Genomic DNA, 15,628 nt, shown 5'->3' on the forward strand with positions numbered 1-15,628 from the left:
ACATTATACTTTCTGTTTTTTTTGTGCATGAAGGCAGGAAGATTAGGCTAACCGTCGAACTATATTGACTTCTGAGAGCGAATCATGGGAACATTCAGATAGCCCTAAGATTCAAACTTTTAGAATATTCTTTGAAAGGGGATTGTGAACCTTGCCCAAAGTCATGAAAACGATGGACGGAAATAAGGCTGCCGGCTATGTATCATATGCTTTTACCGAATGTGCAGCCATCTACCCCATCACTCCTTCCTCCAACATGGCGGAATACGTCGATGAGTGGAGTGCGCAAGGAAAGAAAAACATCTTTGGACAGACAGTAACCGTTGCCGAAATGCAATCGGAAGCGGGTGCTGCCGGGGCCGTCCATGGCTCTCTGACTGCCGGTGCGCTGACCACTACATACACCGCTTCTCAGGGCTTGCTGTTGATGATCCCAAACATGTACAAAATTGCCGGCGAACTGCTGCCTGGCGTCATGCACGTATCGGCTCGGGCCGTTGCGGGACACGCTCTCAGCATCTTCGGCGACCATTCTGATGTCATGGCTTGCCGCCAGACCGGATGGGCCATGCTGGCCTCCGGCGGGGTACAAGAAGTCATGGATCTGGCTGGTGTCGCCCACCTGTCCGCCATCAAGTCGCGTGTGCCCTTCCTGCACTACTTTGACGGCTTCCGGACCTCTCATGAGATGCAGAAAATTGAGGTCATCGATTACGAAGATTTCGCCAAACTGCTTGACCAAGATGCCCTGAAAGCCTTCCGGGCTCGTGCGCTGAATCCAGAGCATCCCGTCATCCGGGGCACCGCTCAAAACCCGGACATCTTCTTCCAAGCGAAAGAAGCCTGCAATCCTTACTACAATGCCGTTGCGGACATTGTGGCCGAATATATGACCCAAATCAGCGCGCTCACCGGCCGCGATTATAAACCCTTCAATTACTACGGCGCGGAAGATGCCGAACACATCATCGTGGCGATGGGATCGGCTTGCGATACGATCGAAGAGACCGTCGACTACCTCTTGGCGAAAGGTGAAAAAGTGGGCCTCATCAAAGTGCGCCTCTATCGCCCCTTCTCGGCCAAGTACTTCTTCGACGTGCTCCCCAAAACCGTCAAGAAAATCGCTGTCCTCGACCGATGCAAAGAGCCCGGCGCTCTCGGCGAACCGCTCTTTGAAGACGTGCGTACCCTCTTCTACGAGTGTGAGAACAAACCCCTTATCATCGGCGGCCGTTACGGCTTAGGCTCCAAGGAAGTTCTGCCTTCCGACATCAAAGCTGTCTATGACAACCTGAAGGCAGCCGAACCGAAGCAAGGCTTCACCGTCGGCATCGTCGACGATGTGACCTTCACTTCGCTCGCTCCGGCTGAATTCATCGACGCGGCTCCCGAAGGAACCATCCAGTGCAAGTTCTGGGGCCTTGGCTCCGACGGCACCGTGGGCGCGAACAAGCAAGCCGTCGAGATCATCGGGAACAACACCGATATGTATGCCCAGGCATACTTCGCCTACGACTCGAAAAAGTCTGGCGGCGTGACCGTTTCACACCTGCGCTTCGGTAAAAAGCACATCCGCTCGCCTTATCTCATCCACTCGGCTGACTTCATCTCCTGCAGCAACCAGGCCTATGTCTACCAGTACAACCTGCTGGCCGGCCTGAAAGAAGGCGGCGCCTTCCTGCTGAACACGGTATGGTCGCCGGAAGAACTGAATGAAAAACTTCCGGCCAAACTCAAGCGCTATCTGGCCGAAAAGAAAATCAATTTCTATACGATCGATGCCGTCCACATCGCCAAGAAACTCGGTCTCGGCAACCGGACCAACATGATCATGCAGTCGGCCTTCTTTAAGCTGGCCAACGTGATCCCCATCGACACGGCTGTCGGATACCTGAAAGACAGCATCAAAAAAGCCTATGGCCGCAAAGGTGAACAGATCGTCGCCATGAACGAAGCTGCTGTCGAGCAAGGTATCAACGCCCTGGTCAAAGTGGAAGTACCGGCCGCATGGGCAGGCGCCGTCGATGAAGCCGCCGTCACGCAAGACGTACCGGAATTCATCGAAAAAATCCTGCAGCCCATGAACGCGCTGCAAGGCGACAGCTTGCCCGTCAGCGTATTTGCCGATGCTGCTGACGGCACCTTCCCCTTGGGAACTTCCCGCTATGAAAAACGGGGCGTCGCGGCCTTCGTTCCCGAATGGAACAAGGACACTTGCATCCAGTGTAACCAGTGCTCCTTTGTTTGCCCTCACGCAGCGATCCGTCCTTTCCTGCTCAATGCCGACGAACAAGCGAAGGCACCGGAAAGCTTTGAAACCATCAAAGCGATCGGCAAACAACTGGAAGGGCTCACCTACCGCATGCAAGTAAGCCCCTTAGACTGCATGGGCTGTGGTGTCTGTGCCGCTGTCTGCCCGTCCAAGCAAAAGTCGCTCGTTATGCAGGACGCCGGCGGTCAGGCCGAAACACAGCTTCCGAACTGGAACTTTGCCTTCTCCAGTGTATCGGTGAAAGATAACCTCCTGAAGCTGGACACCATCAAAGGCAGCCAGTTTGCCCAGCCGCTGCTGGAATTCTCCGGCGCCTGTGCCGGCTGTGGCGAAACGCCGTACGTCAAGCTGATCACCCAGCTCTACGGTGACCGTATGATGGTCGCCAACGCTACCGGCTGTACCTCCATCTGGGGTGCCAGCGCACCCTCTATGCCGTACTGCACCAATGCCGAAGGCAAAGGACCAGCTTGGGCGAACTCCCTCTTCGAGGACAACGCCGAGTTTGGTTACGGGATGCATATCGGGGTTATCAAACGCCGGGAAAAACTGGCCGAACTCGTCCAAGCAGCCCTTGCCTTGGAAATCGACGGCGCCTTGAAGGATGCCTTCAGCGAATGGCTGGCCGCTTTCGATGATGCAGAGGGCTCCAAAGCAGCGACGGCCAAAATCCTGCCGATGCTTGAAGGCCAAGACCATCCTGTGCTGGCCCAAATTGCGGACCGGGCAGACCTCCTGATCAAGAAATCTCAGTGGATCTTCGGCGGCGACGGTTGGGCTTACGACATCGGTTACGGCGGCCTGGACCACGTGTTAGCCTCCGGCGAAAACGTGAACATCCTCGTCCTCGACACGGAAGTCTACTCCAACACAGGCGGTCAGTCTTCCAAATCCACGCCGACGGCAGCCATCGCCAAGTTCGCAGCCTCCGGTAAACGGACGAAGAAAAAAGACCTCGGCATGATGGCCATGTCCTATGGATATGTCTACGTCGCCCAGATCGCCATGGGCGCGGACATGAACCAGACGATCAAAGCCATCAAAGAAGCCGAAGCCTATGACGGTCCTTCCTTGATCATCGCCTATGCGCCTTGCATCAACCATGGCATGAAGTCGGGTATGGCCAACTCGCAAGCCCAAGCGGCGAAAGCCGTCAAGTCGGGGTACTGGCACCTCTACCGCTATAACCCGCTCCTCAAGGAAGAAGGCCAAAATCCTTTTGTCCTCGACTCCAAAGAGCCGACGGAATCCTTCCGCGACTTCATCATGAGCGAAGTGCGCTTCAACTCCCTCATCCGGACCTTCCCGGATCAGGCGGACCAACTCTTCGCCAAGACCGAAGAGGATGCCAAAGACCGGTACGCCATGTACAAACGACTGGCTCAATAAGATTAAAAAGCGCTCTCGAGGACGGGGTATCACCCCGTCCTCGCTGCATAGGAACCCCTTTTCCAAATATTTCGTCGGCGGCTTAAGAAAAGAATAACTTGGACGGTGCTCGTCACGGATGAGGGGCGCTATTGAAATGAAAAAACGGGGATGATATCCTTCAGGGAGACGAAGCGCGTTTCGACGTTTTTCTAGGGATAGTTACATACTGACTAGGGTCTTTTTAATGACGATGGCAAAAAATAAGCCCTATTCGGCTCTTTCGTGGGAATAGCGGCATGTTTTTACGGGCCTCGGGGAAAATAAACGATAGCGGAGGTGGTGCCCAATCACTGGCTCAGAACAACAGCGGGTCGTAGAAGCATATATCGGCGAGTATGCCAGCGGCAAGAGTGAAAATGCCGTGAACCGTGCTCTCGAACTCCTGGAGCAGGGCCGCCCAGTGACCTTGGTCGACTTAGATGTGGTGGAACCCTTCTATACCCTCCGGCCGATCAAGCGGGAACTGGAAGCGAAGGGCATGACCGTAATCGCCTGGGAGACCCGGGACACGATGGGACTCGGCGAGGCTGGTACCTTGATCCGGGGGGACATGCTCTGGTCGCTTCACCGGGAAGGGGACATCGTCCTCGATATCGGTTACGGCGTCGAGGGGTCCAAAACGCTCAATCTCCTTCATGGGGTAGAAGAGCATAAAGCCCTGCGTGTCATCGCCGTCATCAACGCCTCCCGGCCCATGACCTCTTCCGTCGATGACATCCTCGAACATGTGCGAGGACTCGGACGGGTCGACGCGCTCATCAACAACACCCACCTCGCTGATGAGACGGACATCGCGCTCATTCGAGAGGGAGCCCGCCTGGTATCGAAAGCCGCGCAGGTACTCGGTCTGCCCGTGGAAGCCACTGCGGCCGACGAGAGGTTTCGCGGAATCCTTACCGAGGACGATGTCTTGGGACAACCGATCCGTTTTTTAACGCGCTACATGCCTCGAACCTTTTGGTAAAACATATCTAGCTTCAGGAGGTGCTCCTCACTCATGGCAGACAAGCCGATTCAAGGGGAAAAACGCATGTTCATGACGGGCAACGAAGTGTGCGCCTATGCCGCACTCGCTGCAAACGTCGATGTCATGTACGGCTACCCCATCACACCTCAAAACGAAATCATGCACTACTGGACGCGCTTAGCGCCCAAACACAACCGGACGTTCCTCCAGACGGAAGACGAGATCTCGGCCGGCTTTACCACCTGCGGCGGCGTTATGTCCGGCAAACGTTGCTTCACCGCGACGGCTGGTCCTGGGAACACGCTCATGCAAGAAGCCATGTCCATGGCCGAAATGATGCGCATTCCTGCCGTCTTCATCATCCAGCAGCGGGGCGGCCCATCGACAGCGACGGTCATCTATTCCCAGCAGGAAGTGACCATGACCTGCTTCGGCGCCAACGGCGAAGGCCTGCGTGTCGTGTACTCCACCTCGTCGCACCAAGAACTCTTCGATTACACCATTAAGTCCTTCAACGTGGCTTGGAAATACCGGTTCCCCACTTTCGTCTTAGGCGACGGCTACCAGGCGAAGATGCGCGAGTCTGTGACGATCTATGATCCGGAAGTCCGCGGCATAAAGATGGTGGACACCTATCCGCTCGTCGGTCTGCCCGGAATGCCCGGTGTCGATCGCGATCCGGCGCACCTGCGCAACACCTACAACACCGAAGAAGAACTCTATGAGGTCGTCAAGGATCTCGTTGACGCCTACGAGAAAATGGCACCGGAGATCGTCGAGCACAGCACCATGGAATGCGATGACGCCGATGTGGTCATCTTGTGCCACGGCATTGTCTCCCGCGCCGCCATCGAAGCGGTTCGCAACCTCCGTGCTGCCGGCGTGAAAGCGGGATTCTTCCGGCCGATTACCTTGCGGCCCTTTGCGAAGGACGCCCTGCGCCCCATCGCCGAAAAAGCGAAAAAACTGCTCATCGTCGAATCGTCCCAAGGCCAGTTTGCTAAAATCGTCACCGACGCTCTCTATGGCCTGACGACGCCCATGGAAACTATCTTTAAGCCGGGCCTCGGCATCACGTCCGACGAAATCGTAAATAAAGTCAAGGCCATGATCTAAGGGGAGGGTCGAAGCACCATGACAGTAGCAACGGTATTAGAACCGAAAATGCCCAAATGCTGGCGGCAGGAGACGAAGCCTCATAAATTCTGCCCTGGCTGCGGTCACGGCGACATCTTAAAAGCCCTAGGCACGGCCATCGATGAACTGGGTATCCAAGACCGGGTGGTCTTTGGCTGTGATATCGGTTGTTCCCTCTTGTCCTGGGACCTCTTTAACTGCGACTCCATCCAAACCCACCACGGACGGACCACCCCCGTTATGACCGGTGTCAAGCGGGCTCGTCCCGACCGGATCTGCATCGCCTACATGGGCGATGGCGGCGGTTATGCCATCGGATCGCAGCACCTTGTCAACGCCGCCAGCCGGAACGAAAAGATCCTCGTCATCGTAGCGAACAACGTCCAGTACGGCATGACCGGCGGCCAGATGGCGCCGACGACCCTGCCGGGGATGAAGACCGAAACGTCTCCCTACGGCCGCGATCCCGAATCGACGGGGAATCCGACCCTCGGTCCGGAAATGGTCGCCGCCATCACACCGGCCAGTGCTTATGTGGCCCGGGGGACCATGGCGAACTTGCGCCAACTGACCCAGATGTTCAAAAAAGCCCTGCAAAACCAGATCGACGGCAACGGCTTTTCTTTCGTCGAAGCCCTATCGGCCTGCCCGACCAACTGGCGGACGAATGCGGCGAAGACCTGGGAGTTCGTCGAGAAGGAAATGACCAAATACTTCAAGGTCGGCGAACTGAAAGCTCCCGCCAAGAAGGAGGGGCAGTAAGATGTCCAAACTCGTCAAGATCGCCCTGGCCGGTGAAGGCGGTCAAGGGGTGCAGTCGGTCGCGGAGATTATCACCGAAGCGGCCAATGAAGAAGGCAAAGAAGCCCTCTATATTCCGAACTTTGGCGTTGAACAGCGGGGCGGCGTCTCCATCGCCTTCGTGCAGATTTCCGAGAAAGAAAAAGTCGGTTCACCCAAGTTTGAAAAAGCCGATATCGTCATCGCCTTGTCCGACCGGGCCGTCCGCCGCTGTGCTCAGTATGTAGACGGAAACACCGTTTTCGTCTATGACACGGCCATCGAAGGCGTCGAAGACGATCTGCCGAAGGGTGCCAAAAAGGTCATTGGCATCCCGGCCATCGAAACAGCGAAGAACGAACTTCACCCCCGGGTCTTCAATATCATCATCATGGGCGCTGTGATCCGATCCACGCACGTGGTTAGCGAAGATCAGGCGAAAAAAGCTTTAGAAGATCGACTAGGATACAAATTCGAACAAGACCCCAAGCTACGGGAACTGAACTACCGTGCGCTGGAACGGGGTATGCAGTTGGTTGAAAGCCAGCTGTAAGACAAAGGAGGAACTTCTCCAAATGGCCGAATGGAAGGTATATACGATCGAGAGCGGAAAAGGGCGCCATAGCGTATTCCCGGGCTTGTGCAAAGGCTGCGGACTATGCATCGAGAAGTGCCCGACCGACACGATCACCTGGTCGAAGAAGCTCGGCGTCTACGGCACACCGGCCGTAGAAGTGCAGCAGGACCCTGCCTGTATCGCTTGCGGCATCTGTCAGAACGTCTGCCCGGACTGCGCTATCGTCGTCGAGAAGCTGAAGCCGGAAGAGCAGAAGCAGCCGAAGGCGTAAGATACGCAAGATTATAAAAACCATATGGGTAGAAAAGGAGGCCGGATGCGACTTGCATCCGGCATACCTTTGCGCTATAATATTTTTTGTCACGTGGGGGTGTAGCTCAGCTGGGAGAGCGCCTGCTTCGCATGCAGGAGGCCAGCGGTTCGATCCCGCTCATCTCCACCATTGAAAAACTCAGTAAAATCAAGGGTTCCGGGGTTTTTGGCTGATGTCTCAGAGTGATGCCAAAACAGGGTTGATGCCAACGCTGATGCCAACGATTGATTTTACGTTGAATTTACGGAAGGTCGAGCCATTAGACTTGACCTTCCTAGCCAAGCATAGTCCATCTATCCGATGGGCTTTTTTATTTTTTACCGATGAGTGATTGCATTCGGTTAGATACATTTTCCATCTCTTCGTCGTCGATATAATCGGCGTAAATGTCCATCGTTGTACTGAACTTTTCGTGACCAGAAGATTTTGGACGTTCTTTACTTTCTCGCCTGCCTTGATGAGCAGGACAGCGACGGTGTGTCTGAGTGCGTGAAAGGATACCTTAGGTACTTCTGCTTTTTCTAACAGTGTTTCATATCGACGGGTGAACGACCGTGGATCGATTGGTTGGCCTTCCGATCCGCAAAAAACGAGACCTTGATCAGAGTAGCCCGACCCTTTCGCCAACCGTTCCTCAGCCTGCTTTACCTTATGGATTTTAAGTTCCTTCAAGGCGTCGGGCGGAATTTTGATTGTCCGTTGTGACTTCTTCGTTTTAGGTGCTTGAAAAATAAGTTGTGTTTTTGAATCTGCTTCTTGTACAGCCACTCTGGATAGGCTCTGATTGACCTTTAAGGTGCCCTTTTCAAGGTCGATATCTGCCCATCTTAGTGCCAATAATTCGCCTCGTCGAAGGCCTGTTGTCAATTCCAGCAAAAAGGCTGCATAGTGCCTGCTGTCTTTGGCAACATCGAGAAAGTTATTGACCTGCTCTAAGGTCAGGGGTTGAATTTCAGTGTACTTGATGGATGGGAGCTCGACTGCATCTGCGACGTTCCGGAAAACTTTCTGTTCTTTCTCGGCTTGCTTTAATGCTCCTGATATTATCTGATGGATTAAGTGTAGGTTACGGGTTGAGAGACCACCTGAACCGTCTAGCTTACCATTCTTGGCCTTATAATTTATAAGTTTTTGAATCTCTGCCGTTTGCAGGTTTTGAAGTGTCTTTTTACCTAAAGTGGGTTCAATATGCGTTCGGAACGTCATTTCATAGAGTGCGTAAGTGCTAGGTTTCAAAACAGGCTTTTTATAAGTATCGAGCCATTGGTTTATCCATGTTGCTAAGGTGATTTTATTCGGATCGATGAACCTCCCAGTTTCTATTTCGTGCATGGCCTTTCTCATTTTTGCCCCAGCTTCTTCTTTGGTACGACCATATACCGCCATGCGTTTACGTTCCTGGGTCAACGGATCTATTCGCCAGAAGCGTGCTTGCCAGCGACCATCTTTAAGCTGACTAAGAGATCCTTCGCCGTTCGCACGCTTCGGCTTTCTGATGGGTTCTTTCGCTTTCCTTGGGGCCTTTGGTGCCATGATTTTTTTCCTCCTTGTTTTGTGTATCTGAGCCAACGACGTGCTATAACTAACAATCATGCAAGCACGTGTATGGTAATTCTGCCCAACTGCTTTCTCTCTTAAAAAAATTTTTTGGTCAGAAATAAAAACGCCCCCCACTTAAGATGGAGAGCGTTACTTCCGATTTACCTAATCACCGAACGTTCTTTATTCAATATGGAACGGTTTTCACCTAATCACCGAAAGGGTATTTTGATTACACAAGCAGGTCCGACTATTACCACTGAGTAAGGCTTATATGGCGCGGATCCCTGATAAATAAGGCTTTTTAAGGTTCGGTAATTAGGCGTGTACGGGATACTGTTGTTATGTTACTAAATTTTTAATAAGAGAAAGACCGTTCATCGAGATTACAATGATAACTAGCGGTCTTTCTCTTGATTTTTTTGTCTATGAATAAAAACAAAAGTCGTGACATATTTCGACAAAATCTTAAACGTTTTGATGATAAAATACATATATTGGCTTAATTGCATGGGGGGGTTACGATCCTAATATCAAATGAAGAAGTTTATTCAGAAATGAATGCTGAGAAGTATCAAATTCTAAAAGGCTTAGACAAAAGTAACGGGAATTCTAACAAATACGAGATAAAGCAAACTGTATCAATGTTTAATATAGAATAAGGAGAGATTATATTGGCGAAAAGAATCTTTATTAGTTTTGCTATTGAAGACAAGACCTTGAGGGACTTCTTGGTGGGGCAATCTAGAAATGAAAAATCTCCATTTGAGTTTGTCGATATGTCTGTGAAACAACCTTGGGATTCTGCATGGAAAACAAAATGCAGAACTAAAATCAAGGGATGTGATGGGGTTATTGTAATTGTAACGAAGAATACAAAAAATGCAGATGGACAACTTTGGGAAATAAGATGCGCCAAAGAAGAAGGTATTCCTTGCATAGGTATTTGGGGGAACCATGATAATCGCCCAACTATTCTTCCAGATGAGCTAAAAGGCGTAAAGGTTATAAACTGGACGTGGAATAACATTGCTAACTGGCTTAAATCGTTAGACTAGGAAAGTAGGTGGCTTTTAATGAGAAAGGCACTGGTCGTTGGAATTAACAATTACCCTCAGTCAAAACTAAACGGATGCATAAATGACGCTAATGCATTTGCCGGAATTATTGCGAAAAACGGTGATGGTTCACCCAATTTTGATGTTAAACTAATTCATGATATTTCGAATAAAGGTGAGTTGAAATCTTTAATCGCAGAACTCTTTAAGGGAGATAGCGATACTTCGTTATTTTATTTCTCTGGTCATGGCTTTATCGATGATGTTGGAGGTTATATTGTAACCCCTGATTATAAGGCACATGATGTAGGTGTTTCTATGGATGAAATACTTTATATGGCAAACAATTCGAAGTCTAAAAATAAGATTATCATTCTTGATTGTTGTCATTCTGGTGCATTTGGTTCACCTAAGGTAAACGGAGGGGCTAATGCACAGATTGGAGAAGGGGTTTCAATACTTACTGCTAGTAGAGATTATGAGACATCCTTAGAGATAAATGGACATGGAGTCTTTACAAATCTATTATTAGATGCTCTACAAGGTGGTTCAGCTGATTTACGAGGCAGCATAACACCGGGTAGCGTTTATTCTTATATTGATCAAGCTTTAGGACCATGGGACCAAAGGCCTGTTTTTAAAACCAATATTTCCCGGTTTACATCATTGCGTACAGTAAATCCCCAAGTTTCTATTGATGTCATAAGAAGGCTTATTGATTATTTTCCTAATCCCAACGCAAAGTTTCCGCTAGATCCCTCATTTGAATATACCAATACGGAAGATATAGACCATAAGGTAATAAAACCATATGCGGTTCCAGAAAATGTTTCGAAATTTAAGGATTTACAGAAGTTCCAAAGTGTTGGATTGGTAGTTCCAGTTGATGAGGAACATATGTATTTTGCTGCGATGAATTCAAAAGCATGTAAACTTACTGCTCTAGGGTATCATTATTGGAGACTTATAAAAGATAATAGGATTTGAAAATGAGTACGTTATGTATATACTTCGGCGTACAGTAAGATTTTCATTTTAAAAAGATTTGATATTTATGCTTATTTTAAAGGAAGAAAATGTGGATAAAATAAAAATATATATAAGCTACAGTTGGGCTGAAGAGGACAATGAGGTTTGGGTTGATAAATTAATACACGACCTATATGATGAGAAACTGGAATTAGTATTTGATAAAAATGAAATTAACAAAGGGACAAGCCGGGATATAGATCGATTTGTCTACGATAATATGCTAGATTCAGATTATATTATAATCATTATTACCCCCTCATACATAGAAAAAGCTAATTTGAAATACGACCCAACAAAAGAGAGAAGTTGGGTTGAAAAAGAAACAGATTATATAATAAAAAGATTTCACAATGACAAAGAATCCTTAATACCAATATTGTACAAAAGAAAAGATAACCGAGTCGAATTACCCAAAAGCGTATCTGGGTTAAGCTACTATGACATGTCTAATCAAGAAATGTATGACACAGAACTAAAACGAATAAAAGAGATAATTAGCAGAAGAAAAAGTGATAATGAGAAGAATGAAGTAAAAGGGAAGCTCATTCACTATTCCGCCAGCGCTAATCAAGACATTGATATGAGTTATTACTATAGTGAGTATCCGGTTAGAATTAGCTCTACCATAAGTTATGGGAATCTGGCTTTTTACTTAAATCATAACCAGACCGTAGAGTTATTCTTAAAAAGTTATAAAGAAACACTAAATATTAAAAACAACTTAATATCATTTAACACTAATGCTTTTAATATGCTAGTCCCTAGTGGGGTTTATAAAAAACTAAATAATAAGGTTTTTAAAAACAAAAACTTATTATTAAATAAGTTAAAAGAGTTTGAAGCAAAATTTGAAGTCACCAATTTTGATCTAATAGACAACAAATACAAATATAAATTATTGAGAATAGGAAGGGAGCACTGGAAATTATTAATTAGTGTTGCCAATGAATATGATTGGGAATTAAACAAAACAAAGTGGAATATCTTTCAACACAATAATGATTATATACATGTTTACACTCCTACAACATTAAATGATGTAGGGTTAAATAGGGGTGAACATGCAATCTTTAGAGCTGAGAAAGATAAACATTTACTAAATGACGATGTAAATATTTACATTAGTATTAACGATATTACCAAGAACAGATTCGAAGAAGTAAAAATTAATAAGAGCGATAGTTGGGGGGTTCGAACAGCTTATACTTGGTTAACCAACTCATTTATTCCGTTTATTTGTGACAAGAACCGCATAAGAGTGGAAGACTTTATAAAACAAGACTATTACAAATTATTTTACAACGATGATATATTTTCAAAGATGCAAAGCTTTTATAGCTTATCAAACGTTATAGTTAGTTATGATGAAATTATTATTTTAAGGGATATCTTATGCTTTTGTTTGAATAGGGTACATCCAGTAATGGATTACTACTATATTGCATCAAAAATTTCTGCTCCGAAATTTGACAATTCTGATTCACCAAATATTATATCAAGAAAGATAATAGATTATTTGGGAGGAAAAAGATTTGAAAGCATAATTAACCTGGATGGCAATAACTCCCAGTTAGCTGATAGCTTACTAAGATGTATCAGAGTGTTTACTGATTTAAACGCGGAGTACAAGCAATATAAACTTAATTCAGAAGACCTAACGTATATAGAAAACTTGGCGATAAACCTAATTATTAAGATGAAGGAGATACAACTACTAGAGAAATATAACTTCTAAGAAACCAAAAATTAATTAATAGGTGTACAAGGGTTCTATATTAAGGGATGTTGCTAAAGCTTCGCTAGAAAGTAATGAGTCAAAACGTATCTAATATGATAGTTGCTTTTGTTGTTGGAAGATATCCTTAAAATTACTTATTTCTCTATTACAGATTAACGATCGAATCTTTCTAAGGGAAACACTCGTTAATTTGCTGTCGGCCCCCGTCTCTTTATCAATTTAAAATGGTTGATAGAGCAACGTGAGAGCATTCAGACGTTGTTTTTTTAACCGCAAAAAATCAAGAGGGCATTTTTCGCATCGGTCGAAAATGAAGCTACTAAATTAATCGGATTCGTAATTTCGGTTTACCTTATATTCGATGGCTCGGAGGCAAAGCAGAGGAGTACGTAGTCTAAAAGTTCAAGCGATTATCCTTAAGAAACACGTAAAAAGGTAAAAAGTTCAGTCCCTTCAACCTTCTGTTACTGTGGAATAGCGAAAGGAAAAAAACTGAGGCAAATAATTGTAACCGACTATTCTCTAGGGCTTAAGATCCATGGGTGAATCACTCTCTGTTATCGTTTTGCTGATGCCAACACCGATGCCAATGATGCCAACGATGATGCCAATGTACTTGGGATTAGATACGATTAGATGATCCTTGATAACATAATGAGTGGCAAAAAACGTTGATGTTATAAGCTTTTTTGGTATTCGTTAAGATTCGATGGGATCGGTTGTGAAAGGCAAAAAGTATATACCTTAAAATTCGCATGCAGGAGGCCAGCGGTTCGATCCCGCTCATCTCCACCAATATAGTCGTTTATGTCGGGGTACCCGAGGTTACAAGACTTTAAGGACCCCGATTTTTGTTTAATAGGTCGGGAATTAGTAGAAAAATGGGCCGTTACAAAGAACGTTGATCTTTGTAACGGCCCATTTTTGATTTCCGATTTCATTTTCCCTGATAAGGGAGATAAAAGTTTTTTACCCCCGTTCACCGTAGCTTAAAGTAATCCCGGACACCTTTAACAAGCCCCGACACCGCTTTGTTTTGAAAATCCTGCGATTTTAATAAAGCTTCCTCTTCGCTATTGGAGATAAAGGCCAACTCCACCAGAATACTCGGGACTTCTTCCGGTTTTAACACCCAAAGGTTGCCATCTTTAACCCCGCGATCGGTTCGTCCCAGTCCAGCAGCTAGATCTTTTTCAAACACTGACGCTAAATTGGCATATTCCTCGTACCGGTACCATGTCTCTGTTCCATGGGCCTCCGGGGAGTCTGCGGAATTCACATGGATACTTAAAAACAGATCTGGGGCTTTATCATGACTTAGTTCGGCCCGGTCTTCCAACTCGACAAAGGTATCATCGGAACGAGTTAATATGGTTTCAATCCCCATTGCCTTAAGCGCGCTTGCTAATTTCAAGCTGACACTCAGCACGACGTCTTTTTCCTGAACGCCCGCATTCCCGATGGCCCCTGTGTCTTTTCCACCATGACCCGGATCGATAACGATCCGAATCGCCTTGCGGTTGAAATCGACAGTAATACCGGTGGGTGTTTGCGATATCGTGTATTTGATTCGGGTCCCAGTATCCGGTTCTGCGAGATCATAGACGATGCGAATTCCTCCATCGTCTCGAATCCCCAGGCGGACACCGTTTACGGGACCGCCCGATACAGGGAGGCTCCCTTTGGGGATATCAGTCGTCACATTCGACAAATCAACTACAAGCCGATGTGGGTTCGATAACTCAAAAGCTTTATATGTAATATTGGCCGCACCAGTTATGTTCAATGAGAAAATACCGGCTCCCGATTTATATACGCGAGTGAGTTGTGGTGTCGTTACCACGGGGCTAGAGGTTGATCCGCGTGAGGGTGAATCCGGTGGAGTTACGGGACTTGGCGCAGTTGGCCCGGGATTATCGGGCATGGAAATTTGAACCTGTCTCGTCGCGTCATCAAAGTTCACCGTACATCCAAAGAGTTCGGCCACAGCCCGGACGGGAAGAAAGACGCGGTCATTCATCAACTGGGCCGGAACATCGATTTCCTTTCGTCCAAAGGTACCGACGATCTCCTTGGAATCGACAGTCAGCTGAATGACCGTGGAACCCTTTGTCACCACGACCGTTTTCGTCTCGTTATACCAATTTACTGTGGCTCCCAGTGACTCCGAGACGGCTCGGATAGGGACAAGGACACGATCATTACTGATCACCGGCTGTACATCGGAATTAACGGGATTGCCGTTTACCAAGACGCTCAGGGTAGGCTGAGCCGCCACAAATAGCGGTGTCGACAAGGTAAAGATAGAAACCATTAAGGCGAGAACCATGCTGCGAAGTAAAGATTTCATGAATAGCCTCCGGAGATTTGGTCTACAAACCCGATAAGTTTGCGAAAGGGTTAACCCCATGAAGATATGTACTATGATATACCCGTCCGAAGGATTAGTCAGTCCATATATCTAAATTAATTGCAGACTACCCCCAATTAAATTGTAACGTGGTTTTTTACGAATCGTTTTTAGCAGGTATTAAGATTTTGTTAAGAAAAAAGGACTACACAAACGTCGTCCTTAATAACTAAAAGCTATATTTAGGCTGGTGCATTTTTTTATTGCCTGTTTGGATTATAGAGGGCGAGGATTACTTCGTGCGGTTTTCCCTCGTTAGCCCCGGGGTAATCTGTATATAAAGGCTGAGAGGGCCAGTTGCAGACTTTCACACACAGAATGTGAGATTAGGGGAAAGCGGTCGTTCGTAGAGAATTGCGAACGACCGCTTTATT

General features: G+C 47.3%; 11 protein-coding genes and 1 tRNA gene. 10 read left to right on the top strand and 2 right to left on the bottom strand.

The window, feature by feature from the left end; all coding sequences use genetic code 11:
* Positions 1-163: 163 nt before the first annotated feature.
* From nifJ to H1S01_RS06190, 7 genes are all read left to right on the top strand, one after another.
* Positions 164-3,661 (top strand): pyruvate:ferredoxin (flavodoxin) oxidoreductase, encoded by a 3,498-nt coding sequence (gene nifJ, locus H1S01_RS06160; protein ID WP_207732226.1) that lies wholly within the window; start codon positions 164-166, stop codon positions 3,659-3,661.
* 403 nt (positions 3,662-4,064) lie between these two features.
* Positions 4,065-4,667: a hypothetical protein gene (locus tag H1S01_RS06165; RefSeq protein ID WP_341479044.1), complete on the top strand. Its 603-nt coding sequence runs from the start codon at positions 4,065-4,067 to the stop codon at positions 4,665-4,667.
* Positions 4,668-4,700: 33 nt separating this feature from the next.
* Complete coding sequence (locus H1S01_RS06170) at positions 4,701-5,786, top strand: transketolase C-terminal domain-containing protein (RefSeq protein ID WP_188039229.1); 1,086 nt, start codon at positions 4,701-4,703, stop codon at positions 5,784-5,786.
* Positions 5,787-5,804: 18 nt separating this feature from the next.
* Entirely contained in the window at positions 5,805-6,569 is a 765-nt protein-coding gene (locus tag H1S01_RS06175; protein ID WP_188039230.1) for a thiamine pyrophosphate-dependent enzyme, read from the top strand.
* 1 nt (position 6,570) lies between these two features.
* Positions 6,571-7,140 (top strand): 2-oxoacid:acceptor oxidoreductase family protein, encoded by a 570-nt coding sequence (locus H1S01_RS06180; RefSeq protein ID WP_188039231.1) that lies wholly within the window; start codon positions 6,571-6,573, stop codon positions 7,138-7,140.
* Positions 7,141-7,162: 22 nt separating this feature from the next.
* Positions 7,163-7,435, top strand: coding sequence for a 4Fe-4S dicluster domain-containing protein (locus H1S01_RS06185; protein WP_188039371.1), 273 nt, complete (start codon positions 7,163-7,165; stop codon positions 7,433-7,435).
* A gap of 95 nt (positions 7,436-7,530) precedes the next feature.
* Positions 7,531-7,606, top strand: a tRNA-Ala gene (locus H1S01_RS06190).
* A 48-nt stretch (positions 7,607-7,654) separates the two neighbouring features.
* Here H1S01_RS06190 and H1S01_RS06195 read toward each other — a convergent pair.
* Complete coding sequence (locus H1S01_RS06195) at positions 7,655-9,010, bottom strand: tyrosine-type recombinase/integrase (RefSeq protein ID WP_188039232.1); 1,356 nt, start codon at positions 9,008-9,010, stop codon at positions 7,655-7,657.
* Between the two features lie 680 nt (positions 9,011-9,690).
* Here H1S01_RS06195 and H1S01_RS06200 point away from each other — a divergent pair.
* From H1S01_RS06200 to H1S01_RS06210, 3 genes are all read left to right on the top strand, one after another.
* Positions 9,691-10,074, top strand: coding sequence for a TIR domain-containing protein (locus tag H1S01_RS06200; RefSeq protein WP_207732220.1), 384 nt, complete (start codon positions 9,691-9,693; stop codon positions 10,072-10,074).
* A gap of 18 nt (positions 10,075-10,092) precedes the next feature.
* Complete coding sequence (locus H1S01_RS06205; protein ID WP_188039233.1) at positions 10,093-11,061, top strand: caspase family protein; 969 nt, start codon at positions 10,093-10,095, stop codon at positions 11,059-11,061.
* A 91-nt stretch (positions 11,062-11,152) separates the two neighbouring features.
* Positions 11,153-12,841 carry a TIR domain-containing protein gene (locus H1S01_RS06210; protein ID WP_188039234.1) on the top strand — a complete coding sequence of 563 codons (1,689 nt, stop codon included), beginning with the start codon at positions 11,153-11,155 and terminating at the stop codon, positions 12,839-12,841.
* Positions 12,842-13,823: 982 nt separating this feature from the next.
* On the opposite strand, the gene H1S01_RS06215 is transcribed toward H1S01_RS06210, so the two are convergent.
* Positions 13,824-15,194 (bottom strand): N-acetylmuramoyl-L-alanine amidase family protein, encoded by a 1,371-nt coding sequence (locus H1S01_RS06215; RefSeq protein WP_188039235.1) that lies wholly within the window; start codon positions 15,192-15,194, stop codon positions 13,824-13,826.
* Positions 15,195-15,628: the final 434 nt, after the last annotated feature.

Source organism: Heliobacterium chlorum, assembly GCF_014502795.1.
Taxonomy (GTDB): Bacteria; Bacillota; Desulfitobacteriia; order Heliobacteriales; family Heliobacteriaceae; genus Heliobacterium; species Heliobacterium chlorum.

What these genes read in the sequence shown, in the direction of transcription:
- H1S01_RS06170 (WP_188039229.1), top strand. Translation starts at nt 4,701, where the DNA reads ATGGCAGACAAGCCGATTCAAGGGGAAAAACGCATGTTCATGACGGGC.
- H1S01_RS06185 (WP_188039371.1), top strand. Translation starts at nt 7,163, where the DNA reads ATGGCCGAATGGAAGGTATATACGATCGAGAGCGGAAAAGGGCGCCAT.
- H1S01_RS06195 (WP_188039232.1), bottom strand. Translation starts at nt 9,010, where the DNA reads ATGGCACCAAAGGCCCCAAGGAAAGCGAAAGAACCCATCAGAAAGCCG.
- H1S01_RS06180 (WP_188039231.1), top strand. Translation starts at nt 6,571, where the DNA reads ATGTCCAAACTCGTCAAGATCGCCCTGGCCGGTGAAGGCGGTCAAGGG.
- H1S01_RS06205 (WP_188039233.1), top strand. Translation starts at nt 10,093, where the DNA reads ATGAGAAAGGCACTGGTCGTTGGAATTAACAATTACCCTCAGTCAAAA.
- H1S01_RS06215 (WP_188039235.1), bottom strand. Translation starts at nt 15,194, where the DNA reads ATGAAATCTTTACTTCGCAGCATGGTTCTCGCCTTAATGGTTTCTATC.
- H1S01_RS06175 (WP_188039230.1), top strand. Translation starts at nt 5,805, where the DNA reads ATGACAGTAGCAACGGTATTAGAACCGAAAATGCCCAAATGCTGGCGG.
- nifJ (WP_207732226.1), top strand. Translation starts at nt 164, where the DNA reads ATGAAAACGATGGACGGAAATAAGGCTGCCGGCTATGTATCATATGCT.